General features: G+C 38.4%; 21 protein-coding genes and 2 pseudogenes. 6 read left to right on the top strand and 17 right to left on the bottom strand.

What is annotated here, in order from left to right; genetic code table 11:
• Positions 1–4: 4 nt before the first annotated feature.
• The 4 genes and pseudogenes from CXF74_RS16550 to CXF74_RS23145 form a co-directional block, all read right to left on the bottom strand.
• On the bottom strand, positions 5–2,143 hold the full coding sequence (locus CXF74_RS16550; RefSeq protein ID WP_101083637.1) for a TonB-dependent hemoglobin/transferrin/lactoferrin family receptor: 2,139 nt from the start codon (positions 2,141–2,143) through the stop codon (positions 5–7).
• 12 nt (positions 2,144–2,155) lie between these two features.
• Positions 2,156–4,159, bottom strand: coding sequence for a prolyl oligopeptidase family serine peptidase (locus tag CXF74_RS16545; protein ID WP_198552889.1), 2,004 nt, complete (start codon positions 4,157–4,159; stop codon positions 2,156–2,158).
• 737 nt (positions 4,160–4,896) lie between these two features.
• On the bottom strand, positions 4,897–5,946 hold the full coding sequence (locus tag CXF74_RS16540) for a ChaN family lipoprotein (RefSeq protein WP_198552888.1): 1,050 nt from the start codon (positions 5,944–5,946) through the stop codon (positions 4,897–4,899).
• Between the two features lie 199 nt (positions 5,947–6,145).
• Positions 6,146–6,343, bottom strand: a pseudogene (locus CXF74_RS23145) (chlorhexidine efflux transporter); the annotation flags it as partial.
• A gap of 621 nt (positions 6,344–6,964) precedes the next feature.
• Here CXF74_RS23145 and CXF74_RS23025 point away from each other — a divergent pair.
• The 3 genes from CXF74_RS23025 to CXF74_RS16520 all read left to right on the top strand — a co-directional run bounded on the left by CXF74_RS23025 (position 6,965) and on the right by CXF74_RS16520 (position 9,616).
• The gene (locus tag CXF74_RS23025) at positions 6,965–7,117 is read left to right on the top strand and encodes a hypothetical protein (protein WP_332870278.1); all 153 of its coding nucleotides are present in this window, start codon (positions 6,965–6,967) and stop codon (positions 7,115–7,117) included.
• 710 nt (positions 7,118–7,827) lie between these two features.
• Complete coding sequence (locus tag CXF74_RS16525) at positions 7,828–8,769, top strand: LysR family transcriptional regulator (RefSeq protein ID WP_101083635.1); 942 nt, start codon at positions 7,828–7,830, stop codon at positions 8,767–8,769.
• Between the two features lie 160 nt (positions 8,770–8,929).
• Positions 8,930–9,616: an IS6 family transposase gene (locus CXF74_RS16520; RefSeq protein WP_101083634.1), complete on the top strand. Its 687-nt coding sequence runs from the start codon at positions 8,930–8,932 to the stop codon at positions 9,614–9,616.
• 17 nt (positions 9,617–9,633) lie between these two features.
• Here CXF74_RS16520 and CXF74_RS16515 read toward each other — a convergent pair whose 3' ends face one another.
• The 11 genes and pseudogenes from CXF74_RS16515 to CXF74_RS16465 form a co-directional block, all read right to left on the bottom strand.
• Entirely contained in the window at positions 9,634–10,101 is a 468-nt protein-coding gene (locus CXF74_RS16515) for an arsenate reductase ArsC (RefSeq protein ID WP_101083633.1), read from the bottom strand.
• Between the two features lie 76 nt (positions 10,102–10,177).
• Entirely contained in the window at positions 10,178–11,008 is an 831-nt protein-coding gene (locus CXF74_RS16510; protein WP_232772560.1) for a phosphate ABC transporter ATP-binding protein, read from the bottom strand.
• Between the two features lie 18 nt (positions 11,009–11,026).
• Complete coding sequence (gene pstA, locus CXF74_RS16505; RefSeq protein WP_101083632.1) at positions 11,027–11,872, bottom strand: phosphate ABC transporter permease PstA; 846 nt, start codon at positions 11,870–11,872, stop codon at positions 11,027–11,029.
• On the bottom strand, positions 11,844–12,686 hold the full coding sequence (pstC, locus tag CXF74_RS16500; RefSeq protein WP_101083631.1) for a phosphate ABC transporter permease subunit PstC: 843 nt from the start codon (positions 12,684–12,686) through the stop codon (positions 11,844–11,846). The genes pstA and pstC overlap by 29 nt, the downstream gene beginning before the upstream one ends.
• Positions 12,673–13,494, bottom strand: a complete 822-nt coding sequence (locus tag CXF74_RS16495; RefSeq protein WP_101083630.1) for a phosphate ABC transporter substrate-binding protein — start codon at positions 13,492–13,494, stop codon at positions 12,673–12,675. Before CXF74_RS16495 ends, pstC begins: the two co-directional genes overlap by 14 nt.
• A 19-nt stretch (positions 13,495–13,513) precedes the next feature.
• Positions 13,514–14,617 carry a fatty acid desaturase gene (locus tag CXF74_RS16490; protein ID WP_101083629.1) on the bottom strand — a complete coding sequence of 368 codons (1,104 nt, stop codon included), beginning with the start codon at positions 14,615–14,617 and terminating at the stop codon, positions 13,514–13,516.
• On the bottom strand, positions 14,607–14,954 hold the full coding sequence (locus tag CXF74_RS23140) for a 2Fe-2S iron-sulfur cluster-binding protein (protein WP_101083628.1): 348 nt from the start codon (positions 14,952–14,954) through the stop codon (positions 14,607–14,609). Before CXF74_RS23140 ends, CXF74_RS16490 begins: the two co-directional genes overlap by 11 nt.
• Before the next feature lie 28 nt (positions 14,955–14,982).
• Entirely contained in the window at positions 14,983–16,116 is a 1,134-nt protein-coding gene (locus tag CXF74_RS16480) for an SDR family oxidoreductase (protein ID WP_101083627.1), read from the bottom strand.
• Positions 16,117–16,131: 15 nt separating this feature from the next.
• Positions 16,132–16,923, bottom strand: a complete 792-nt coding sequence (locus CXF74_RS16475; protein WP_101083626.1) for a long-chain fatty aldehyde decarbonylase — start codon at positions 16,921–16,923, stop codon at positions 16,132–16,134.
• Positions 16,924–16,950: 27 nt separating this feature from the next.
• Positions 16,951–17,781 carry a methyltransferase domain-containing protein gene (locus CXF74_RS16470; RefSeq protein WP_101083625.1) on the bottom strand — a complete coding sequence of 277 codons (831 nt, stop codon included), beginning with the start codon at positions 17,779–17,781 and terminating at the stop codon, positions 16,951–16,953.
• A gap of 563 nt (positions 17,782–18,344) precedes the next feature.
• Positions 18,345–19,026, bottom strand: a pseudogene (locus tag CXF74_RS16465) (IS6 family transposase).
• A gap of 282 nt (positions 19,027–19,308) precedes the next feature.
• Here CXF74_RS16465 and CXF74_RS16460 point away from each other — a divergent pair.
• From CXF74_RS16460 to CXF74_RS16450, 3 genes are read left to right on the top strand one after another with little or no spacing between them, the layout of a single operon-like run.
• Positions 19,309–20,106, top strand: a complete 798-nt coding sequence (locus CXF74_RS16460; protein WP_101083624.1) for a HalD/BesD family halogenase — start codon at positions 19,309–19,311, stop codon at positions 20,104–20,106.
• Complete coding sequence (locus CXF74_RS16455) at positions 20,099–20,884, top strand: SDR family NAD(P)-dependent oxidoreductase (RefSeq protein WP_198552887.1); 786 nt, start codon at positions 20,099–20,101, stop codon at positions 20,882–20,884. Before CXF74_RS16460 ends, CXF74_RS16455 begins: the two co-directional genes overlap by 8 nt.
• A 1-nt stretch (position 20,885) precedes the next feature.
• On the top strand, positions 20,886–21,065 hold the full coding sequence (locus CXF74_RS16450; protein WP_101083622.1) for a hypothetical protein: 180 nt from the start codon (positions 20,886–20,888) through the stop codon (positions 21,063–21,065).
• 604 nt (positions 21,066–21,669) lie between these two features.
• Here CXF74_RS16450 and CXF74_RS16445 read toward each other — a convergent pair.
• Positions 21,670–22,119 carry a hypothetical protein gene (locus CXF74_RS16445; RefSeq protein ID WP_101083621.1) on the bottom strand — a complete coding sequence of 150 codons (450 nt, stop codon included), beginning with the start codon at positions 22,117–22,119 and terminating at the stop codon, positions 21,670–21,672.
• Positions 22,120–22,166: 47 nt separating this feature from the next.
• Positions 22,167–24,433, bottom strand: a 2,267-nt coding sequence (locus CXF74_RS16440) for a hypothetical protein (protein ID WP_157822436.1), incomplete at its 5' end; no start/stop codon positions are given.

Genomic DNA, 24,433 nt, shown 5'->3' with positions numbered 1-24,433 from the left:
TTCCTTAGAAAGCGTAACGCGCATTAACAGTGAAATATCTGCCCGGCTCGGTAGAAAATCGAGTGGCGGATTCAGACACGCCCGCCACATCTTGATAACGGGTATATTGACGATCCAACAAGTTGATCACGTTGACATTCACGTCGAAATTTTGCGTAATTGAATAACCGGCACCAAGGTCAAACGTTGCCCAAGAAGATGTTTGAGCACACTCCGTTTTCAGTCCTAATTCAGAGCTACAGCTTGGCGTTCGATTCATCGCATCAGCCCAATTTAAACGGGCATAGGCGTTAAAGTCAGTGTGGTCATAATTCAGCTCAACATTTCCTTCCAGTGGCGTGAGCGAACGAATGTATTCATCGTTATCATCTTTACCGTTGACCCAGCCCGCTTTGGTGTTAGCTGACCAATTTTGGTCGAAAATGTACGCCACTGTGATTTCAGCACCATAGGTATTAACACCATTAAGATTTGCATATTGCTTCTGCCACAAGCCTGTTTGTGCATTAAACCCTTGATCAGCGATGCCAATAAAGTTATCAAAGTCGCTGTAAAAAACTGCGCCATAGACTCGTAATACGCCATTGTCATATTTTGATCCCAATTCAAAATTGTCACTGGTTTCAGCTTCTAAATTAAAATTAGGCAATATTTCAAAAGGAGTGATCGGGACAAAATCGTGATTCACATAACCGTATGTTTTATCGTATTCTGGCGCGCGATAGCCATGTTTATAAGAGATGTAAACATTCACCTCGGGCGTAAACTGGTACGCCAAAGATGCGCTTGGTGAAAGTTCGCTACTTGAATTACTTTTTAGCTCGCCATCAACGGCAATGGCATCTTCTTTTTCAGGGCTAAGACGATGCATGTCGAAACGTAAACCAAGCATGGCAGTCCACTTATCAATCGAGATCGCATCCTGAGCAAATACACCGATTGAATAACTGCGTGCCGGTGCAAAGGGATTAGTACTAGAGGTACTATTACCGTTCCAGTCACTCGTCGTTTCCGATACAGGACGCTCGTGATAACTGGTTTCAGCGATGGCTCCATACACTAAATTATGTAACAAGCCATTATTGAAAAATTCTTTATAAAAATCGGTAGAAAGCCCCACTAAGTCATCACGAAAACGGAGATTTTCAAGCTCACGGCGTAGCTCAGTAATACCATTATTTTCACGGTACATAAGGCGATTACTATGCTCTTCATTTTCGCTATAGCGCAAATAAGCTTTGGCATCCATGCTGTCAAACAGAGTATTTTCAGCAAAGTATTCCGCCCCCGCCATCACCGTGTAAGTGCTTTGTGTTGTTTCCTCATCAAAATCTTTGATATTCCATAAGCCATCTGGCTGAAGTGAGCTGATACCCTCTTGGCGTTGTACTTCTTCACGGTAAAATTCAGCCTTGGCTTTTAATAACCAGTGCTCATTAAGGTCATAATGAAACGTATAAGCGCCATTAACTCCTTCCATTTCTCGGTTGTACAGGTCTTGTTCATAGTTACGCGTTTCTTCGCCAGTCCAATAACTAACCGAGATCAAACTGGTAGAGTCTCCCGCACGAAAGGCTAGATTGGAGCCAAGTTTGTACTTATTACTGATACCGGTATAAATACCACTCGTATCAACATAAACGTTGTCTCCTTTAAGGAAGTCTTCAGGCGTTTTCGATTGTAGAATCACCGCCCCACCAATTGCACCAGAGCCATAAACCGTCGAGCTTGCCCCTTTTACAACCTGAATCTGTTTCAAGGTCGACAAATCAAAAGCGTTACGCCCTACTTTGTTATTAATGTCTGCAGCCCCATAACCATCGGGCATCGCAATGCCATCTTTTACTATGGTGATCCGGTTACCTGTTAGGCCACGAATAGTGATATTTTGAGGTCGCCCTGCACCACCAGTAACACTCACACCAGGCTCACGATTAAGTGCATCGTATAACTCGGTTGCACCTTCACGATCTAGGTCTTCACCTGTGATCACCGCCACAGAACCTGCCGTTTTAGACAAGTCTTCTTCGTATTTATTGGCGGTCACGACGATTGTTTCGAAGTTGTTAACGTTTGATTCGGCGTGCACTATGCCTGCCGTCAATGCTGCTAGCACTGAAGCACTTATTCGGGAAAGTTTCATTAATGACTCCGATTAATTAATATTTTTTAATTGTGAGATGAGAAAGGTGTAATCCATCGCCTGGTGTTGCAAATATTTTCGTCTGTCGGTCATATGACCACTACTGAAATCAGTTACCAGTAAATAAGGTTTTTTAGCGGTGCTTTGTTGGCTGATTTTGGCAAGATATTTTGCCCCTTCCCAATAAGGTACTCGGGTATCATTCCACCCCACTCTGACCATCATTGGCGGGTAAGATTGTGCTGAGATATTCAACACAGGATCATAGGCCTCCATCAATTTCAGCTGTGCTGCAATATTTGGATTTCCCCATTCACGATACTGCTGCGCCGTCAGTGGCAGTGAATCGTCAGACATACTTGCAACGACATCAACAAATGGGACATTTAAGCTTGCAGCAGTGTACCAAGATGGTTGTTGATTGATTGCGGCGGCTACTAAAGTGCCACCAGCACTAGATCCCATTGCAAGCACAGATCGTTGACCACCTTTAAATTGCTGCACTGCTTTGGTCGCGGCCAAATAATCATTAATGCCTTGCTGTTTATTTTTGCCACGACCTGAGCTGTGCCAACCTTCACCGTTGAAACCACCACCTCGAACATGCGCAATGGCATAAATAATACCGCGATCCATCAAACTGGTAATTTGAGGCATAAAGTAGGGTTTCATGGTAAATCCGTAAGCACCGTAACCGTACAAAACCACTGGAGAATCACTTTTCAGCATTGCTTTGTTGTACGCGAGAGTCACTGGCACCTGAACACCATTAGAATCAACTAGGATCTGCTGGGTTTGGTAGTCTTCGATTTTATAATTTGGATAAGTATCCTGACTAAGCACCGTACGCTTGCCCGTTTCAATATTGAACTCTTCCCACTTAGCAGGTTGAATCAATGACATACTACGTATACGGATAACATTACTTGCATAGTCACCAACACGGCTTACCCAACCAACGTTACCTTGCTCAGAGAGTGCGATACGTGTTTTTTTTCCTTGGTTATAAGGTATGACAAGCAGTGTTTTACGTCCTTTATTTTGTTCGATGACAGCCATAGCAGACTCAAACAAATAGAAATTTTTGAGCTCTATCTGCTCTTTCGGCACATAGTATTGTTGCCAGTCACTTTTGCGCCCTAAAGGAGTTTGGTATAGTGCAAACTTGCCATTAATATTACTGTTGATAAATAGTTTTCTATCGGCGATATCAGCGTAATACTCAATATTTGATTGACGTGATTTAAGGGGTAAGGAAAGCTCGCTGCTTTTGAGATCCAAAATGCGCTGTTCACTGGCAGATTCGTTATTTGACTGAATCAATGCATAACGGCGATCACTGGCTAAATAGGCAGATACCAACCAATCCTTTGATTTTTCGCGGTACAGGACAACACGCTTATTAGGCTGAGCAATAACACGTTTAATCAGCTCATATGAATAACCATTTTGTTGGTTTTTATCAATAGTGAATATCGACTGATCATCTTCACTCCACAGTAGTGTTGTTTGTGACGCTTTAGCCAGTATCGTTTCATTACCGCTAGCCAACTCAATAACAGTTATTTGGTATAACTCGGTGCCGGTCAGATCTTCAGTAACCGCTAAGAACTCTCCGTTATGGCTTAGTGCCCAGCTACCCAATTGGTAGAAATCATGAGAGCTGGCTCGTTGTTCAATATTGAGCAACGTTTTTGACTGCTTTGTCGTTCTGTCTCTACTCAGTAATACACGCCCCTCTTTCACTTGAGTTATTTTGAATTCATCATTTCCAATAACACGCCACGGTTTTTCTGCTTTACTCGGAGACTGCGACTGCCAACTTGAAAGTAGTTTTTGTTGAAGCGGTTTAAGTTGAAGAAGGTAGTTATCCGACTCTTCGTTCTTTTCTTGCAAGTAGCGTTTAACCTCCTGATTCTCACGCGTATCGTCTCTTAGCCAGTTAAAATCATCTGACGCCTGAGCGTTTCCAAGCGTTGAAAACAACACCAACAAAATCAAATTTACATACTTCATATTACACATCACCAGATACAAGTTTCGACAGGGCGAGCATAATGCATGATAATACAACCAATGTAAATGATATTAATTATCGATATCATTATCATTTAAAAAGGGAGCATTTAGCAGTATCAGGAAGTTATTATTTTTGTATTGAACGCTAGCTAGATACTTAAAGTTCAGTCTTAATGAACCCTGCCGAGTCATTTAATATCAAAAAACAAAAGTGAATTATTTATAGGTGGGGACGGGAAGATGCGATTAAATGTAAAATAACCTGCAACATTGCATAGTCTTTTGATAGAAATGAAAAAGGAGTTCTAAAATCACTTTTCAATAATTAATGTAAATTACATACCGACTACAGCATATTTTTATTAGTAAATACAATACGTTAAATGGAATGACTTTGCGTCAAAATACATTTTTAAAAATGCAAAGATAAGTAATGGGATATTAGGTTTATTCGCATTTTATTTTTTAAAGAAAATAAAAATAAAATACGAATAGGCTGATAAACTTAAGTTATTTGTAACTACTCAGGCCGTTGCCATTTAAGCCTAGTTCATCGTTGAAAAATACTCATTTAAACCATTAAACTGCGCTTTTTTGCCTTGACTAGGCATAAATGGCTTATCCCTGAGCATTTATAGTTTATTTTTATAAAAACAACTCAAATTCGAAGGAGTGCTGAGTAGTTACAGTTATTTTAAGGCTATCAGCCTAAAAATTAACAACAGCGCAGGTTATTAATAACATTTTAAATCTTTGTTTCTACTATGAAGTCCCTTCATAGCCAACTTCATTTCATCTTTATTTACATAACTTTTAGGCAGTGGCATCACACTAAGACGGTAATCAATAGCTTCAGGAGAAATACTGGATGTTTCCGTCACCGGCGTTATCATGACAACGTTCAAATTAGCATTGCGGGATTTTATTCGAGAAGCGATTCCTAAACCTTCAGCAACATGAAATCGTCCTGCCACGTGCATGATCTGTCGACCGGGATGTTTTGCCAGATAATTCACCATGCTTTCTGCCATCGTATCGTCCCATGTCGTTTGTGCTGCAAACTGCTGTTTCGTTTTAACTTCATCCCCATGGTGCATCAAACTATTAAATTTCTCCTGATAACCATCAGCTGTTAGGGTAAGTTGTTGGGCAACCCATTTTCGTTCATTTAGTGGCAGACGTGTCAGGTACTCTGCCCCATTTTTACCAATACAACGTACTATCGTTTTGGGTGCATTGGCAGCAATCACATCTAAACTATTCTGTTTAGCAAACTCAACCAATGGGCGGTAATCACTGCTGTAATTTGACCATGCATTGGTATTTTTGATCAGTGCTTTCTCGCCAATTTCTCCCGTTAAGTATTGATTCAATATCTTCTGATGGTCTCGGCTAAACTGCTCCATCGACAGCACTAAATTTATATTTTGGCTATAAAGCTGAGCAAGCAGTTGAGCCTGCATTAAATGTACGCCAGGATGACCATGCCATTCACCCACTAAAATAATATCAGCATCTTTGACTGCTTGGCCAAGCGCTAGCAAGCTAAGTGCAGTGTTTTGGCCAGAGGTGATTGAATAATCATAGAGTGTCGGCATCAGAGTCGATTTAGCCGTCGCAGTAGAACCAAGTTGGTTTGAACAACCAATCAATAAGCTCGCAGATCCCAATACAACCCATTTATTCATTTTTTTTAGAACTGCATAATGACTCTTAATCTGTCTTAAAATTTTCACTTCAGAATCAATACTGTTTTGGGTACATTCGTTTTTTATTTGCTTCATCTTTACTCTTCTCACAGTTTTAGTGTTTAGGTATTCGCTATCAGTCTTAGCTACTAGGTATTTCAAATAGCCATACGCCTCATCGGTGTAGCAGGTATATCGATTAGCTGATTATCGCCATGATAGGCAGAGCAAAAATCAAATGCAAATAACAATCAATATCAATTGAAAAAATAAAGATGATTGAAAATAAACAGACTCAGCTTATAACCTCGCGATTCTGCAAGTAAGAGACTCTCACATTATCGTCAATAAAATTAAACAAAAATACGTAAAGAGTGACACCGAGATCTAGAATAAAAGCTTCCCATAAGCTGACGTGTAAAATAAATGCCATCACGGGGATAGTGAAAATTAATAAGCCTGCTTCAAATAAAACTACGTGTATCACTCGTAATGAGTGTGAACGTTGTTCTTTAGGTCCTGCATAATTTGCTCAAAAAAATAATTAAACAAAAAAAAGATAGTAACGATACTTGTAATGACTATCATGGTGCCTTTCAAAAACAATGAATGAAAAATACGCTATTTTATACTCATCACAATGACCATCACTTTCTTCCTCTTAAATTGTTCAACATGAACTAATGAAGTCACGATTATGGCAGTTAAAATGTTAGATGAAAGTTAACAGCCATCGAAAAAATCATGACCCACGTAAATTATTACTCCTTCGGTGAATAAATTATGTACAGATTTGAACAATTAAAAATATTCGTGACAGTGTGCGAAAGTAGTTAATTTTCCGCAGCAGAACGAAAACTAAAACGTGCTCAATCGGAGTCAGCCAATCGATTACAAATTTTGAAATCACGATTAATCAAGATTTGTTCAATCGTGATTAAAACATGCCCACGCTGACTAAAATGGCAACGCGCTATTACCCATTGCGAATTCGGTATTGCACCAGTAAAAATATTTTTGACAAAAAGTCGAATCATTAACAAAAGAATACGAACATGCATTAGTCATTGCCGTCGATGAGAGCTTAATTAATGATGATTTATTAAAAACGTTAATGCCCTTAACCGATAAATTCTCTATTACGCATATTGAGATTATTACAGCCTCTACTCTTGATATTGAAGAGCGAACCCGAACAGGGAAAGTACAAGCGGGTATTGTTTATGCAGATGGTGAACGGAAAGTAGATATGGACTTTTCTCGCTAGACCATACACGCTTTTTAACGATTGCTTCGCCAGATCATAGCTTGGCTAAATTGCCTATCGTACAGGGCGGTGATTTAAAAGCGTGTCGTCAATTAGTGCATCGAAGTGTAAAACAAAAAGAACTTTGGTTTAGCTATGCAATAAGCTCTATGGTTTGGTTCATCGACATTAGTAGATTTAGCCGTTCAAGGCGTCGGTTAGGCTGTGGTACCTGAATTACTGGTACAAAAATCGATTAAACAAGGGAAGTTCATTTCTTTGCCAGTCGCGCACGAATATAACAGATGGTTAAACACCGTGGCTGTTTGGTTTCACCCAGTCACTCAGCGGGACCGGTATTGGAAAGTTTGCTTAATGTATAAAACAGTTGCTCTTTAGATAACGAACATTGTCAGTACTCAATCCCGATATAATTTCAGTTATTTAGACCACCTTGCATGTACTGTGTGGCTTGTTGTGGTGACTTCGATGAAGTTAATATTACTTTCATGTTTGAGCGCCTGGTTTTTAGCATTCACTTTATGCATCTTAAATATTATCTCAAATAGCGACGGTGTTCGCACTTCTCAGATAAGCAATGAGTCTTATTTATCAGCGACTTCTATGGGTAACGGCAGAAAATTAAAAATCGATTTCCGCCGATTAATAAATAGCGCTCAGCTTTATTGTTGTTCATAATAAAGTTCTTATTTACATGCTGAGAGTGAAAAATGGAGCTTGAAGAGGTTTACCGCCGAGATTTAAATCTATTAGTTGCGTTAAAAGTATTAATAGAAGAAGGCAGTGTTAGGCGTAGTGCAATTCGACTTAACCTCAGCCAATCTGCAATGAGCCGTGTTTTAGGCAGGCTAAGAGAGCTACTTAATGATCCTCTTTTCATCCGTCAGGGACAACATCTTCAACCCACACAACGTGCTATTGAGATAAGCCTCGCGGTGAATGAGCCGTTAGAGTCATTACGTGGGATATTATCCCCTAGCGATTTTGATCCTAAGCAATGCGAGCAGCACTTTACTATCGCAACAACGGATTATGCGATGCAAACCATTTTACCCTACGCATTGCCCCGTATTTACGAAGAAGCGCCTAATATTTCACTGGAATTCCCCCCTCTTCAGCAAGACAAAATGCTTAACCAGTTAAGTTCAGAAGGCTGCGATATGGCGATTTGTCGCCCGACACATAGCATTGAGCCTTTGCTACATCAAAAATTGGGGTTAGTCAGCGTATTTTGCATGTTATCAAAGTCTCACCCGCTTGCAGACAAAGAGATAACCTTAGCGGATTACCTTGCTTACCCGCATGCTTTGATTGCGATTAGCGATGGTGTAAAAGCGCTCATTGATAGCGCGCTAATAGGTCATCAAAAACCTAAAACGGTCTTGCGTGCGTATCATTTAGAGGCTGCATTAACCATTGTTGATAAAATGCCACTCATTATAACCGTGCCCGCTGACCTCGCGTACTTAGTGGCAGAAAAACATGATCTGATTGTGAAACCGTTACCCTTTGAATTTAAACCCTTTGAATATTCACTTATCTGGCACCCACGCTGTGAGCATTCTGCAGAACAAGTCTGGTTACGTAATTTATTAAAAGAGCAATGTGGTCAATTAATTGATAAACGCGTGCAGGAGATGGGATTGATCTAGTTGTTATACCGATAAATCATATAGGGCTTGCAAGATACGCTTTTTATTGTCTCGCAAGCCCTCAAAGCGCCTTACAAAACTACAATGGGTTCTGTCGCAAAGTTGACGAAGTAAATCAAAGTGTTAATACTATTTCGATACATTTGGGAGTATTGATAACATGGCAATCAACTTTTCAGGACGACATTACCCATTAGATATCATCATGATGGCTCTGCGTTATTACCTGGCTTACAAACTAAGCTACCGTGAAATTGAAGAGATATTCGCTGAGCGACATATTCATTTTGATCACTCAACGTTAAATCGTTGGGTGATCAAATACTCTCCATTGCTTGAAGCTAATTTCAGAAAAAGAAAACGTAACGTCGCTGACTCATGGCGGATGGATGAAACCTACATAAAGATAAAAAGTAAGTGGGTTTACTATTATCGAGCCGTCGATAAGCACGGTGCTATTATTGACTTCTATTTAAGTGAAACCTGTAATGAGCAGGATGCACTGACCTTCTTTGATAAAGCAATAAAGAGCAGTGGCTTACCCCGTAAAATTGTCATTGATAAAAGTGGCGCGAATGCCGCCGCGCTAGATACTCTCAATATTCACCTTTGGCTGGGAGGATACATGCTGCGTATGGTCGAAGTATTAGCGGTTAAATACCTCAATAATATTGTCGATCAAAGCCATCGAAAAGTGAAAGGTAAAATGCATCAATGCTTAGGATGGAAGTCTTGGGTTGGTGCGGAATCAACGTTAGCCGGTGTTGAAGTATGCGCCATGATTAAACACCGGCTAAAGTTGATTGTCATGTTATTAATACTCTCAAAGATATCGAAATATTACTAACGCCTTGATTTACTTCATCAACTTTGCGACAGAACCCTTTGGTTTTCACTTAATATCGAATTTGACAATGCTACAATCCAGACCCCAATTTCATCCCTAACATAACGGTAACAATTCATTATATCTTGTGTATCATTCAAACCTTTGGCCATAAATGGCGGGTCGTCAAACAGATGACAAATTACTGTTGAGTCATTGAAATATGCAGGACATGCCTTATTTGCGCTATCACATACAGTAAATACAAAATCAAATTTAATATCACCTAGTTCTAATGGAGTCTTTGATCTATGTTTACTGATGTCTATTTCTACTTCCTGCATAACACTAACCGCTATTTCATTTAACTCTTGTGGCTCAGTGCCTGCTGAGAAAAAATTAACATTCGGTATTTTTAGCTCATTAGCAAAACCTTCAGCCATTTGGCTGCGACAAGAATTACCTGTACATAAAAACAACACGTTTAAACTGCTTGATCTAGACATTTTATTCCCCAATTTTCATTTGTATTAATTGAATAACTTTTTTAGTTTTGCGTTGTACTTAAAAATGACGTATTGCTTATCCTGCAACACCACTGAAATATTCTTCAGTGATTTTACTAGCTGGCCGGTTGAAGACTATGTCGGTTTGTGAACATTCGACAATGCGTCCACTTCCATTGAAAGACCAGCATACAGCTACTCTCTCAGCTATCCGCTTCGCTTGTGCCAAATTGTGGGTCACCATAACGATAGTCACGGTTGATTTGAGTTCTTGAAGTAATATTTCAATTTTTTCTGTTGCCTTTGGATCCAAAGCACTACAAGGTTCATCTAACAGAAGTAACTGTGGTTTTAAAGCTAATGCTCGGGCAATACACAACCTTTGTTGCTGTCCTCCGGAAAGTTTTAAGGCACTTTGATTTAGCCTATCCTTTACCTCATCCCACAATCCAGTTTGTTGTAACACATCGAACATTCTAACTTCTCTGTCTTTTTTTGACTTGAGCCCATGGTCTTTTAACGGGAAGCATATGTTGTCTTTCACAGACATGGGGAATGGATTTGGACTTTGAAATACCATACCTACTTTTTGACGTAGTTTGGTTAAGCTATACTGGTCGGTAAGAACATTCTCACTGTTAATAAGAATACGACCAGTGACTCGACAATCATCAATCATCATATTCATTCGGTTAATACTTGCTAAAATACTACTTTTTCCGCACCCAGAAGGACCTACCAGTGCTAATATTTCGTTAGGATTAGCATCTAAAGTGACTTTATTGACCGCAAGTTGTTGGTCATAATAAACCGATAGGTTTTCAATTCTTAGCGTCGCTGCTTTTTTTCCTATCGATAGTTTTTCTTGTAAGTTTAAAGTTTTTATATTTTTTTTCATAAAATCCATTTGGGTGAGCATCCTTATCTACAACCGTCGGCAAGAAAATCTCACCAACGCATTTAAAATAATTAGAAGTAAAAATAAAACTATTGCGGTGGCTGATGCAGCAGGCATACCACCGGGTACATTCATTGCTAAGTCATAAATATGAATTGATAATGACCTCCCTGAATCAAATAAAGAGTTTGGATACCTGAGCGCATAACCCGCTGTAAATATTAACACAGCCGTTTCGGCTAAGGCTCTGCCCATAACAACAACAACAGCGGCGCCAATACCTTCTGCAACACTGGGTAAGAGCACCTTTATAATAAACCCTGTATGCGATATATTTAACGCTTCTGCTGCCTCACGGTAGCTGGCTGGGCTATTTTTTAAATTATTCTCACATAAACGAATGAATAAAGGCAAAACCATACAAGCAAGTGAGAGTCCACCAGACAATATCGAAAAACCTAACCCCAATATTTGGCAGAAAAAAACATAGCCAAACAATCCAAATATTATTGATGGGACCCCCGCCAAAACATCTAAAGAAATTTGTATCCATTTATCGACTTTATCATTTGGTGACACCCTTTCATTTAAATACAACGCGGTAGTTATTCCAATAGGAATTACAACTGCCAAACAGACGATGAGAATTAGACTATTTGAGATAAACAGAGACGAGATCCCCCCCTCTCGACCTGAATTCTTAGGTATTTCGGTTAAAAAAGACCAGTTCAAGTGAGCTAGCCCCTTAATAAAAACATCACTTATGATACTTAATGGCAGTAACATTGTGCTTAAGGCGACTGACCAGATAATAATAGTCATAGTATGATTAACTACTCTTGCATTATTCAACTGGCTGTCTCTTGAATGCATAAGCCAAGCTCATTAATATTGAGGTCATTAGTAAAAGAATCAATCCACTCATGAATAAAACACTTACATGCATTTCAGTAGCGTAAGACATCTCCAAGGCTATATTGGCGGTTAATGTTCTAATGGGGTCAAACATACTAGTGGGGATCTGAACAATATTTCCGCAAACCATCAACACTGCCATAGTCTCTCCTAGGGCTCTACCCGTCTGCAAAATCAGGCCTGAACTAATATTAGAGATGCATGAAGGCAGAACAATTTTCCATATGGTTCCCCAACGGGTGATGGAAAGTGCTTGTGCGCCACTAAGCCATTTTTTAGGTACAAGTGCTAATTGATTATCAACACAAATCACCATTAATGGTAAAATCATAATTGCAATAATGATCCAACCAGCTAATAGACTTGCGCCAGGAGGTGCATATTGACCAATCCAAGGCACAAGGACTAGCACCCCCCATAAGCCATAAACAACGGACGGAATACCAGACAACAATTCAATTAAGGCAATGTAAACTTTAGCCAACGATTTTGGTGCATAATATCGACAAAATAACGCTAATAAAATGCCTAATGGAGCAGAAAGTAACAAAGGTACTACCATGATAGAAATTGAACCAACAATTATAGGGAATAAATTAAAGTTATTAGTCGTAGGGTACCAGCCATCATCAACGAACAGACTGCTAAGCTGATTATCAGTAATAAATGGAAGGCTTTTAAAAAAAATAAAACTGAAAATAAAAATGAGAACCATGACAACTAAAATAGCACTCGCTTTGAGCATAAGTTCGACAGCTTTATTTGTTCGCATTGGTAGATACAAAATAATGTTGATTAATCACATCAGATACTGCAGCTGATTGTGCGAAGTTGATAAACTCCATTACTTCCTTAGATGTTTGGCCTCTCGTGACCAAGTTGAGTGGTCGTAATATAGGGAAAGTGCCATTTCTAACATTACTTAATTTAGACTCTAGGCCATCAATGTCTATTAATTTCACCGACATTCCGTTTTCAGCTTCAAATATTGCGGCACCAATTGATACATAACCTATTGATAAAGGTGAGCCAGCAACCATGTTCAAACCTTGCTGGTTATCTCCAACAATGATATCAGCCTCAACATCACTATTTTTCATACCAAAGTGTTTTAAAAATAACTCGAGTGTTGAGCGACCCTCTGCTTTATTAATAACGACAATCTTCTTGTTAACGCCTCCCACCTTTTGCCAGTTTTTTATTTTCCCCGTAAATATATTTAACACATCTTGATGGCTTAATTGCTTAACGTTATTTTCTTTGTGTAAAATAACAGTAATACCATCCCAAGCAATAGTATGCTCCGTGAATTCAGCTTCATTATCTTTTAATTCCCTAGAGATCATGCCGATATTAGATAAGTTATTCTTAATATCATTAATACCTCGTGATGACCCCCCAGTTTGTACGTTGATCAATATATGAGGGTTTAAACGTTCGAAACGGCGACCTATTTCCATAATTAATGGCGCTACAGTACTTGACCCCGTCAATTCAATTTTTGTTTTCGAGTTGTTATTACAACTAACGCAAAATGTCAGCCCAATAATAATAATGATTATGTTTTTAAACTTGTACATATTCTATCCTTGGTAATAATTATTTGTTTAGTGCAACAATCTCTAATTCTTGTTTGGACGCTAATTTATTGTCCCAAAGATTTAATTTCGACTCCATAATGTAAAACCAAAGGGTAGGGAATAAAGCTAAAAGACCATGTACAATGTAGCCAGTATTAATACCTTGTTGTCCAGTATTTTTTAGTTGCCAATAATCAACTGTCGGATTTGAATGATGATCAGCATGTCGCGTTAAGTTTAAAAGTGTCCAAGATGAAAAGGCATTACTGCAATCCCAACTATGTTTTAACTCTACTTTAGAGCCTGCCACTCTAACAATGCCATAATGTTGTATGTAGTTAATGATTTCTAACAAAATTTTTGCTACTAAAGTAGCGATCATATAAGCAAATACCCCTTGCCATCCAGTCATGTAATATATGGCAACACCAAGTGATACAGTCATCATTCCCCCAGAGAACACCCTATTTTTTACAAACCTAAATAGTGTATTTTCCATCTTTAAACGTCTTTGCTCGACAGAAAGAGATTCACGATATTGACCTATCGATGAACGTATTATAAATTTATATACATTCTCGCCTCGGCGCGCTGTTGTAGAGTCTTTCGCTGTTCCAATATTAATATGGTGACCATAAACATGAGAGATGGAAAACTGTGCATCCCCAACAAGCGCCATTGTCCACCGGCCAAGTAAAACACTATAATTATCTCGTTGTTTATGAACAAGCTCATGAGCTGCGACAACGCAACTGCTTAAACCGTATCCACAATAAATGGCAGGGATAATCAGTTCTTGCAAAGTGTCTGTTTTTTCGATAATCGTTATACTGAAATAATTGTTAAAGAAAAAACCAACCCCAAATAAATCATTCGGAGATGCCCTCCAGCTTAAAGCTAACAATAAAGCCAGTCCCGCAGGTAAATACAGGTATGGTAATAAATTAATTAGCATTTGGTTAGGCTCGGTGTTTCGCGTATCGTGAGCTAAGGTTATGTCAAGAATCATTGATAGTAACAGTGTCAACGACAATGAAACTAAACTCCAAGCACCTCCCATCACAATGCCAAAAAAAGTCACCGGCAAAAAAAATAAAACACCTACATAATATCTAATCCACATAAGTTACACTCTCTCTCATATTAGGACGATTATAAATGCCTGAACAACCAGTAGTACAAATAATAAGGTCAGATTCTGGAATAGCCTGGCAGGCCAACACATAACCCAATTTAATTTTTTCTGCTGATATGATATTATCTACTTCGATTAGATATCTCGTTTTTCCTGACTCGATGCGACACATACAAGTTAGACAAGTACCGACGAGACATTTGTATGGCATGTCTATATTTGCATCTAAAATACTCGTGAGTATTGACTGAGTTGGCTTTAAATTAACTACCTGACTATCAACCTGCCCCTGAAAGCCTTGGAATTTTAATATACCTTTATACATAAAAACCTCAAATTATGGTGACTCAGATTCAACAACTGATGCAGTGATTCTCATACGTAGTTGTTGATTCTTTTAGCTTATTTAATCCATTACTACTCTGCTTAAGGAAAACAGATTGGCATACTTCAACAGACTCTAAGGTTGCATTAACATGGACCATTCCTAACTTTTTAAGGTAACTACGCGCGGTATTTTCAAATTTCCATTGAAAGGATGCAATTTCACTGTTGGTCTTTATTAGTCCACCGAATATTCTTTGTTTCTTGCTCAATTTAGCGATTGGCAACTTGTCGTACTCCTCGTAAAAGATTACCCTCTTTGGTCGCAGTGTATTATCAAACCAAAGCTTATAAAGCTCACGAGGAGTTGGCAGAACATCATTATCAGACGTTACATTAAAATAACTATCTTTAGGAAGATGGTTATATGCCCAATGAAAACTTTCCTCAAATGTATCAACATGCAAAAGGTTTAGCGGATAATGTTGCGCCAACAGATGCCATTCATCATCTACCGAGTCTCTAAATAATCGCTCTAACAGCATCCATTGTTGATATAAACCATATCTCTTACCATGATATAAACCGTATTTACTATGCCCAATAACGATTGAAGGACGAATGATCAAGAACTTAATCCCACTTGTAGCAACGATTGCTTCGGCTTTTCGCTTTGAATAAGTATAAAAGGTAGGATCTTTATCTGGCTCAGGTAGCTCGCTTTCAGTCACTAATTCGTTTGTGTAACCAGCACTGTATGCTGTAGATATATAAACAAACTTTTTCGCATTAATTTTTTTTGAGAAATTGATAAACGTAGATGTTAAGTTGATATTGATCTGAGTCAAATGTTCTTCATTAAAATAGTCCACGCTACCTGCCGCGTGGATAACACTCTCAATATCCAATATTTTTAGTTGTTCTAGATCAATTTTTTTATCAAATATATCTTGCAAGTCAATGGTACTAAATCTTGCCGCATATTCATCGATAACCGGTCGATGTGTATCTCTCAAATAACCTATAGCCTTCTCATAAATTTTACTGCTGTCGTTATTACCGCGTATTACGGCAATAACATCACTGTTGCTGTTATAGAAAAGGTTTGAAAGAATAATATTGCCGAGAAACCCTGACGCTCCGGTTAGTATTATTGTAGACATTGTCTAATGCTCCAACTAGCAACAGGCTGACGTAGGATTTTCTGAAAAGCCAGAAACATTAGTCACTAAGCTATTAATAAACTCAGGTTTAACGCCTATATTGTCCATCGATTCTACATAAAACTCTAACGCCATTATTTTCATTAGGTCAATGTCACTGCCCATGTCATTGACGCTAAAAGTGCCGCAGGTCACCCCCATTTCATCGCATAATGTATCGCAGTCATTTCGGATTAACCGAAATAATTCGGGCATGATCTTGTCATGAGTCTTTTTAAGCTCAATGTAAAAACCCGCTTCATCGTCTTTTATTGCCTTGGCCAAGTATGTAGAGCCACTGTCTAAATGTTGCAATTCGTCCTGAAGAATTCGTTTGGCAATACTTGACGTTTTTTCGTCAACAATAGAGTTTTCTCCAGACATTATACGGTACAACACCACAGCCTGAGTTTCCAACATAAGATCTTGGGCCATATAACAAGCCAAGATATTACCATTTCCTGCGCACTCAGTGACATATTTAACAATATTAAGCCAAGAAGGTTCAACGATATGTGTCACAACGGGCACGTCCAACTCCTTCGCCAAATTTTGTAGCAGTCGGGCATGAGAAGCTTCTTCCAAAGCCTCTTGAAGAAAAACTATCACATTATTTATATCGGGGGAAATCGTAGCCATATTGGTGTAATTTTTAACTGCAACCAATTCTCCCGCGATTGCATTTGAAAGAATAAAACCAATCAAGTTTTTGTAATTAGTACCATCAAAATCGATGTTATTTTTTACTGCTACTGCTGCATTACTCATCTGTCTATTCCTTTTTACAGTTGTGATTTATTTGGTTGCTTGTAGATGGATGCTATGTATTTTCCCAGTGACCTTATTCAAAAGTGTTTTAAAGAACATATCGCCTAGTCCACTTTTGAGGCTTTCGACCTCCAAATCCAATATGGCTAAGATTTCTTGCTCTGAGTATTTTTTATGTCCTATTATTTCTATACTTTTAAATCCGGTTTGAACTAAAAGGTCCAAATATTTATCTATTGTTATTGCACCTGCCACACATGTAGCATAAAGAGAAGCTTGGTTAAGCAACCACCTTGGAATATCTTCTATGACTATATCGCTGACAGAAATAGAGCCGCCATCTTTGAGGACACGATACATTTCAGACATTACTTGTTCTTTTTCTGGAGACAAGTTAATGACACAATTAGATATAATTTTATCGATAGTATTACTTTCAAAGGGTAAATCTTCGATGTATGATTTTTTTAGTACAATATTCTCGAAGTCAGTTTGATCAATTCTTTTTTGAGCTAATACCAGCATTTCATCTGTCATATCAACCCCTATGACAGTGCCTTTGCTTCCAGTCACTTCCGCTGCCAAAATAAGATCTAGGCCCGTTCCGCACCCTAAATCCACAACAGTGTCTCCTGGATTAATCAGAGCCATTGCCACTGGATTTCCACATGCAAATGTATAATTGTCGGTATTTTCTGAAATCGACAATTCCGCGACGCTATAGCCAGCAGTGTCTATAATTGCGTCCTGCCCTTTAGGCATAGTTTCATTATTATTTCCTTGCCCACTTACCGCGTTAGCATAGGCAGAGCTAATTAGACCATGAATATCTGACCGATATACTTTCGTTTTTTCCATGAGTTACCTCCGGTATTTACATGCTTAGTAGAATAGTAATAAGATTGAAAATATCGCCATCTCTGATTTTTAACTAAACAATAGAAAAGTTAGATTGTGAAATGTAGAGCTGCTTATGAGGGGGCCGAGTAAGTACTTGGGATGTACCAACTCGATTTTGGGTACCTTTAACGCAGGAATATATTCCTGGATGAATGAAGAAACTTAATAGCAGAACCATAGCCAGACTCTCGAATCGTAGATATAAAGTATCCTGTAATACGTCCCAAAAACTAGTAATGGGCACCCAGGGATTGGTGAAAAAATTAAAATGATTGATAAAATACTAAGCTGTTTAATTTCCCCCTAGTGAGGTGAAGTATTTATATTTAATGTCAACCTTCAATCAAAACATGATGAAGCACCAATGATTTTTATGCAAGTTTTTTTACAAAAAAAATAGGCTCTGTCACAAAGTTGACGAAGTAAATCAAAGTGTTAATAATGCCACGCCTCAATGGGGTTCTGTCGCAAACTCAAATTATGTGGGCCTAAATGAAAGATGTACTCTTCCTCATATACAATTATGCAGCGAGAGCATAAAACTGATCCCATGAAGTAATTCCTTCTGAGTCGAGCATCTGTCCATGTTTAATCATGGCGCACACTTCAACACCAGCCAAAATTGATTCAGCACCAACCCAAGATTTCCACCCTAAGCATTGATGCATTGTACCTTTCACTTTTCGATGGCTTTGCTCGACAATATTATTGAGGTATTTAACCGCTAAGATTTCGACCATGCACAACATGTACCCGCCCAACCAAAGGTGAATGTTGAGAGTATCTAGCGCAGCTGCATTCGCGCCACTTTTATCAATGACAACTTTACGGGGTAAGCCACTGCTCTTTATCGCTTTATCAAAGAACGCCCGTGCATCCTGTTCATTACGGGTTTCACTTAAGTAAAAATCAATAATGGCGCCAACTTTATCGACGGCTCTATAGTAGTAGACCCACTTACCTTTCACCTTTATATAGCTTTCATCCATTCGCCATGAGTCAGCTACTTTACGTTTTATTTTTCTGAAACTGGCTTCCAGCAATGGAGCATATTTGATCACCCAACGGTTTAAAGTTGAGTGATCAAAATGAATATTACGCTCAGCGAATATCTCTTCTATTTCACGGTAACTTAGTTTGTAAGCAAAGTAATAACGCAGTGATATCTGGTGGGTAATGTCGTCCTGAAAAGTTGATTGTCATGTTATTGATACTCCGAGAAATATCGAAATCTTATTAACACTTTTATTTACTTCGTCAACTTTGCAACAGAACCGTTTAATGAGCTATAAGCGCAGAAACATTGATGTTGTGAACCTAATGTACTGCAAACATAAATTATTGATATTCAATTGGTCATTGATGCGTTTTTTTTGGTGTGTATAATCACACACTAAAAAAGGCAAGGTAGCGGTAAATTGATTTTATTTTACTCTTTGTTAGTAAAATAAATGGCTTGTATTTAACTTCATTGGATGATAAAAAATGTATAAACAGTATTCATCGTTAATTAATAAAGTTGTTGTAAACAGGCATTACAAAGACATTGGCATTCAAAAAGAGTTGTCAACTAAATTCAATGATAATGGCTTCGTCACTCTGCCTGGCTTCTTTCCTGCAGAGATATTCTCCGGATTGCAAGATGAAGCTCAGCGAATAGCTCCAGCTAGAGTGGCTAAAAATTTCACCATGCCTGGTTACGACACACCACGACAGCTTTCAGTGATATCAGGAGAACAAATTCTTCGCTCTTCATTCTTTATTCCCTCTCTTTATATAAACGCAGAGGTTGCCTCTGCTCTATCCGCAATTACTGGATCTAAGCTCTACAACGTTGACCATAAAGAAGAGTTCATGGTCATAAATTACTTAGAGTCTAATGCCAGTACTCATGGGTGGCACCTTGACGATCCAAGGTTTGCACTTGTAGTCATACTTGATGCGCCAGAGTGCTACCAAGGAGGGTCCCTGGAAATTATTAAAAACTGGAAAAGTTACTGTGATGAAAACAGTTTTGATCCCCTTTTTGACACAAACAGAGCTGTTGAGTCTGCTCGAGAAGATGACCTAGTAACAAAAATTCACCACAACACCGGTGATGCTTATTTGCTAAATGCTGGAGATTGCCTACATCGAGTAACTCCAGTACAAGGGGAAGCCAAAAGAACCGTCTTGAATATGGCTTTTGACTCAAGGCCAGTAGTTAAATTTGGTGAAACAGCTGAAATTTTATATGGAAACAGCACCACACCTAAGCACCATAAGGAAGTTCAAAGTGTTTAAAAATAGCAGATTAATAGGTAAAAAAATAATAGTAACTGGAGCCGCAAGCGGGATAGGGAAAGCCTCTTGTGCCGCTTTGATAGAACAAGGAGCAGAAGTCTTAGCCTGCGACATAAATGAAGAAGGACTAAATGAGGCTGTTGAAAGCATTCTGCTAAATTTTCCTAGCGCTAGCTTACATAGCTTCACTTGCGATGTTTCGAGCTCTCAATCTTGTCAGGAAGCAGTAAATTTTGCGATTGAGAAGATGGGGGCTGTAAACGTGCTGTTTAATAATGCGGGCATAATTAAACGAACTGATGTTTTAAATACAACAGAGGAAACATGGGACTTAGTAATGAACGTCAACCTTAAGTCTGTTTTTTTGATGACTAAATTTACAGTCCCTAACATGATTAAACATGGGGGGGGCTGCATTATAAATACAGCTTCTGGTTGGGGGATTAACGGAGGACCTAAAGCTATTACATATTGCGCTTCAAAAGGCGGTGTTGTGTTACTAACGAAGGCTCTAGCAGTTGATCTTGGAAAAAATGGAATTCGAGTAAACAGTTTGTGCCCTGGAGATACAGAAACCCCTTTGCTAATAGAAGTAGCAAGTCAATTAGGGTTGCCAGATGATCACCTAATCAAACAAGGTGCTGCTCGCCCCCTAGGTAGAATTGGGACTGTTGAGGAAATAGCAGATTGCGCTGTTTTCTTAGCCTCTGAAGAGTCCAGATTTATGACGGGTACAAACTTGGTCGTAGATGGTGGAGGCTTAGCGGGGAGTCTTTAATATGATTTTTACTAAAAATAAAGCATCAGCCCTACAAACGTTAAAGCAAAGGTGGGAGATGCAAAACTATGAAAGTTTAGACGAACTTCTTACGGCCAAAAAAATACAGAAAAAACAAAATATTATTGAGTATGGGGTGGCCAATTACGAAAAATACCGGCTCTTTGCGTGGAATGATTGATTTATGTACACTTCATTATTGTTCATCATTATATCGCAACCTGCTTGCAGCAGATTGCTGAAAACCCGAATGATATTGATGCATTGCTGCCATGGAATATTAAGCGTCGCTAGGTGCCATTGCCCAGACGCTTACGAATGTACGCCACAAATAGTGAATGGTTCAAGTATGAAATTGATGAAGCACATCGTTTAGGTAAAACCATGGGGGCAAGAAAGGATTCCTAAAATCGTACAAGAAGCCTCATGGTGTGAACCAGTTGGATGGAACAGTGCAAGCGTTATAGCTGCAATTAGAGAATATTCTAATTAGAAATTATTGGAGAAGCAATGGGTTAATTTAGTCGCAAGCGTTAAGTTTTCTATTTACCATAACACCCGTTAAACACATAACTTGGAGGCGATCTAATTGGTGGCCTTTTTTGTGTCTAGTAGTAAATTCCCTAGGGCGCTTTGTGCCCCTTTCCGCCCAAGGAAGCTAACTCGCTAACGCCCCCATTGCGAGTTAGAAATGAATGTTAAATTGAAAAGAAAAAAGGCAATACGCGACCCCATTGGCACACTCAATTTAAATTTAACATGACCCCATTTATTCACATCCAAAATTATTGAGGCATTTTGGGATTAACTTCAAACGTATAAGTACATACTGGTTTAACTTTTGATTTTGAACCTTTAGATGGGGACTCATAACCTAAAAATGAAGATGCGCAAACTTTCTTATTTAAACTCTTATCCATGCCGCCACCATCCATCACTACCACCTTTGAGTTCATGGTGGAATTAATTAGACGCAAGTTCAGATATTTATTCCCTGTAAAAAAACAACTTCCACTTGATTTTATTTGAGTGTAAATTTCTTTGTATGAGTTCGGTGGTATAGTGTGCTTTTTCTTCAGATCTTCATAGTACCAGCATTCATTATGCCCTCTTTCTACAACTAAAGGCTCATTAGTATTGTTTGCAAATGTTATGTTCACGTCTCTGCCTGCATATAATTTCGAGTTAAAAAACAAAAAAAACATAACAACATAATAACCATTAAGGTATTTCATTTTTACTCCAAAGAAAAATTAGTGTGATATATAAATTATAAAAAGATCTATTGTTGAGATCTATGCGCTTGTGCATATGTGACCAACCAAAAATTGCTGTGTTTTTCCCAAGCCAAGCTAGGTATCCAATCTGGCTTATCTAAAACCCTCTCCCTTATTTTTCTGGTATTTACATCTAAAATATAAACGTTAACATTATAGTAATCTTCTCCCTCTGGTTGGAGTGGAGTAGTAAAACTCCAGGTGCTGGTACTATCTGTCGTTTTTTTAACTTCCGTGTAGTATGAATGCTTCATTCCATGAGAGGAATTAATAAACCCGAGTTTTAAACCTACGCTAAATCCATTGTTATTCTTACTAGTTTGTACAATATCTTTGGTTGCAATCTCGCTTAATGAATGATTACTCTTATCTGACTTCAACAAAGTAGAATCTTTAATAGTAACAAATCCATTATCACGGCACCATTTCATTCCACCTTTACTCGAATCATTCCACAGAGTATTGTAATGTTCTGAAGCGCTTTCCCAATCGGAATTATTTTCCGGAAGCCCATTCAAACCTGATGTTATAGATGAATATTCTCCTGAATAATTTATTGATGAGTTTCCAAGTAAAAAATAGGTCGATTGTGGATCTGGGTATGAGTCCTCAGTATTAACTCCAGATAAAATATATATGTAAGGAGAAGGGGCTAACTTATCACTAAACTTGATTTTTCCTCTCGAATCGTTACCAGACATTAGCTCATAAATTGTTCCAACAACCCTAGGTTGGGAATATATCATTACGCCATATTTAGAAAACCCCTTAGTTCCTGAATAATCCAAGCTAAAATTGTATTTATTACTTATGGTTTTGCTTGTTCCGCTAGTTTTAATGAGAAGATTCTCTAATTTTGGAGTTATTGAGAAAAACCCTTTAGTTAATGATGAGCTAATATCGCTACTTTGCTCGGTTGTTTTTGATTCTGAGTAGCTATACTTTGATGATAAAATACATGAAAAATTTAATGAAGGTGGATTTTTTGCTGTTTCACCAGAGGTAAAAGGAAATGGTGGAGGACCCATTATTAATCCTATGGCATCGGCAGTACCAGGGCTTGATATATTTCCTTCAGAATCAATTTCGAGTTTTTCTCCACTTAGATTAATGACTCCAGAACTAATGGCTTCATGGAATAGTTCTTTGGTATTAATTTTATCCGTTGTGAGCAAAAATCCAGTGGTGCCTAAAACCACATGAAAGTCTTGGTCTGTATAAAAGGTTTTTTTTGATAGTTCAGAAAGAGAAATATTTCCAGCCCATTTATGATTCCTGTACTTGGCACTTATATTGAAGCTAATCTCAGCACCATTCGTAACCCCGTTGCTCTGAATAACATAATCACCCATTTTTTCGGTAGTATATTTACCTTTATTGTCGATGCCTCCATAATTACAGTCATAATTAGTATACATAGATAAAGAATCTATTATTGGTTGTGATTCTTTTGTCAGTTTTAATGTACAATCCGCTACTTGAAATCGACCTTTTCTATTGAAATTGCTTTTTCCGCTAGAACATGCACAAAAGCCCATGGTGGCTATTGCAAACTTAACCTCTCCTTGGTTTTTTTTATCCTCAGATTCTATGTAAGTGCATGACATCATATTATACAACCAGTTTAGAATCTGGGGTTTAACGTAATTATACTGCATCAAAACCTTTGTCCAAGTGCTTGTATAATCTATATCCGTCCCTTTGGGTTGGGGGTCGCTGCGCTCTCCATAAGGGAATAGATTTATAAATTTAAATTTGTCTTTCGCAAATATTGGCTTGCAATTTACCAAGTCAATGTTCACTACTGTTCCATCACATTGGACAACGTAAGCTCCGTTTACCGATGAGCCGGGAGACCAATAAGACATGTGCCCAGGAATATGTCCTCCAAATGCGGTACATCCATGGGATGTATTATTTTCTGAAACAACTTCGAAAGATGAGCCTTGGTTCGCCTCGTAATTTTCCTTATCAAGGACCCAAGTATAGATTCGACATTTCATATCCATTGGACTTCTCGCCGCAACATCTACACCCGTCGAGTCCATTACTTCTTTAGTGAAATATTGATATGAGCTTACTAGGTATACTTTGTTCTCATCTCCTGTCTCAACAATAAATGAGTAGAACCATGAATTAGTTTCGCTAGCGCAAGGGTTAGTGTATGACTTCGATGTTTGAATGTACTCTTTTTCTCCAACAAGAATAACTAAGCCAGAACTATCCTTAGTTTTTTTTACGGATACTTCGTTTCCAAAAGCCTTAACCAGTC

The sequence above is a fragment of the Psychromonas sp. Urea-02u-13 genome (genome assembly GCF_002835995.1).
Lineage (GTDB): Bacteria > Pseudomonadota > Gammaproteobacteria > Enterobacterales > Psychromonadaceae > Psychromonas.
Note: the sequence above shows the minus strand (reverse complement) of the source record. Positions and strands in the feature narration are given on the sequence as shown.

Bases quoted from the DNA above. Each gene is read 5' to 3' on its own strand.
- CXF74_RS16470 (WP_101083625.1), bottom strand. From the start codon at position 17,781: ATGGAAAAAACGAAAGTATATCGGTCAGATATTCATGGTCTAATTAGC.
- CXF74_RS16525 (WP_101083635.1), top strand. From the start codon at position 7,828: ATGGAGCTTGAAGAGGTTTACCGCCGAGATTTAAATCTATTAGTTGCG.
- CXF74_RS16475 (WP_101083626.1), bottom strand. From the start codon at position 16,923: ATGAGTAATGCAGCAGTAGCAGTAAAAAATAACATCGATTTTGATGGT.
- CXF74_RS16540 (WP_198552888.1), bottom strand. From the start codon at position 5,946: ATGAAGCAAATAAAAAACGAATGTACCCAAAACAGTATTGATTCTGAA.
- CXF74_RS16445 (WP_101083621.1), bottom strand. From the start codon at position 22,119: ATGAAATACCTTAATGGTTATTATGTTGTTATGTTTTTTTTGTTTTTT.
- CXF74_RS16510 (WP_232772560.1), bottom strand. From the start codon at position 11,008: ATGGATTTTATGAAAAAAAATATAAAAACTTTAAACTTACAAGAAAAA.
- CXF74_RS23140 (WP_101083628.1), bottom strand. From the start codon at position 14,954: ATGTATAAAGGTATATTAAAATTCCAAGGCTTTCAGGGGCAGGTTGAT.
- CXF74_RS16460 (WP_101083624.1), top strand. From the start codon at position 19,309: ATGTATAAACAGTATTCATCGTTAATTAATAAAGTTGTTGTAAACAGG.
- pstC (WP_101083631.1), bottom strand. From the start codon at position 12,686: ATGCGAACAAATAAAGCTGTCGAACTTATGCTCAAAGCGAGTGCTATT.
- CXF74_RS23025 (WP_332870278.1), top strand. From the start codon at position 6,965: ATGCCCTTAACCGATAAATTCTCTATTACGCATATTGAGATTATTACA.
- CXF74_RS16545 (WP_198552889.1), bottom strand. From the start codon at position 4,159: ATGAAGTATGTAAATTTGATTTTGTTGGTGTTGTTTTCAACGCTTGGA.
- pstA (WP_101083632.1), bottom strand. From the start codon at position 11,872: ATGCATTCAAGAGACAGCCAGTTGAATAATGCAAGAGTAGTTAATCAT.
- CXF74_RS16550 (WP_101083637.1), bottom strand. From the start codon at position 2,143: ATGAAACTTTCCCGAATAAGTGCTTCAGTGCTAGCAGCATTGACGGCA.
- CXF74_RS16450 (WP_101083622.1), top strand. From the start codon at position 20,886: ATGATTTTTACTAAAAATAAAGCATCAGCCCTACAAACGTTAAAGCAA.
- CXF74_RS16495 (WP_101083630.1), bottom strand. From the start codon at position 13,494: ATGTACAAGTTTAAAAACATAATCATTATTATTATTGGGCTGACATTT.
- CXF74_RS16515 (WP_101083633.1), bottom strand. From the start codon at position 10,101: ATGTCTAGATCAAGCAGTTTAAACGTGTTGTTTTTATGTACAGGTAAT.
- CXF74_RS16490 (WP_101083629.1), bottom strand. From the start codon at position 14,617: ATGTGGATTAGATATTATGTAGGTGTTTTATTTTTTTTGCCGGTGACT.
- CXF74_RS16520 (WP_101083634.1), top strand. From the start codon at position 8,930: ATGGCAATCAACTTTTCAGGACGACATTACCCATTAGATATCATCATG.
- CXF74_RS16480 (WP_101083627.1), bottom strand. From the start codon at position 16,116: ATGTCTACAATAATACTAACCGGAGCGTCAGGGTTTCTCGGCAATATT.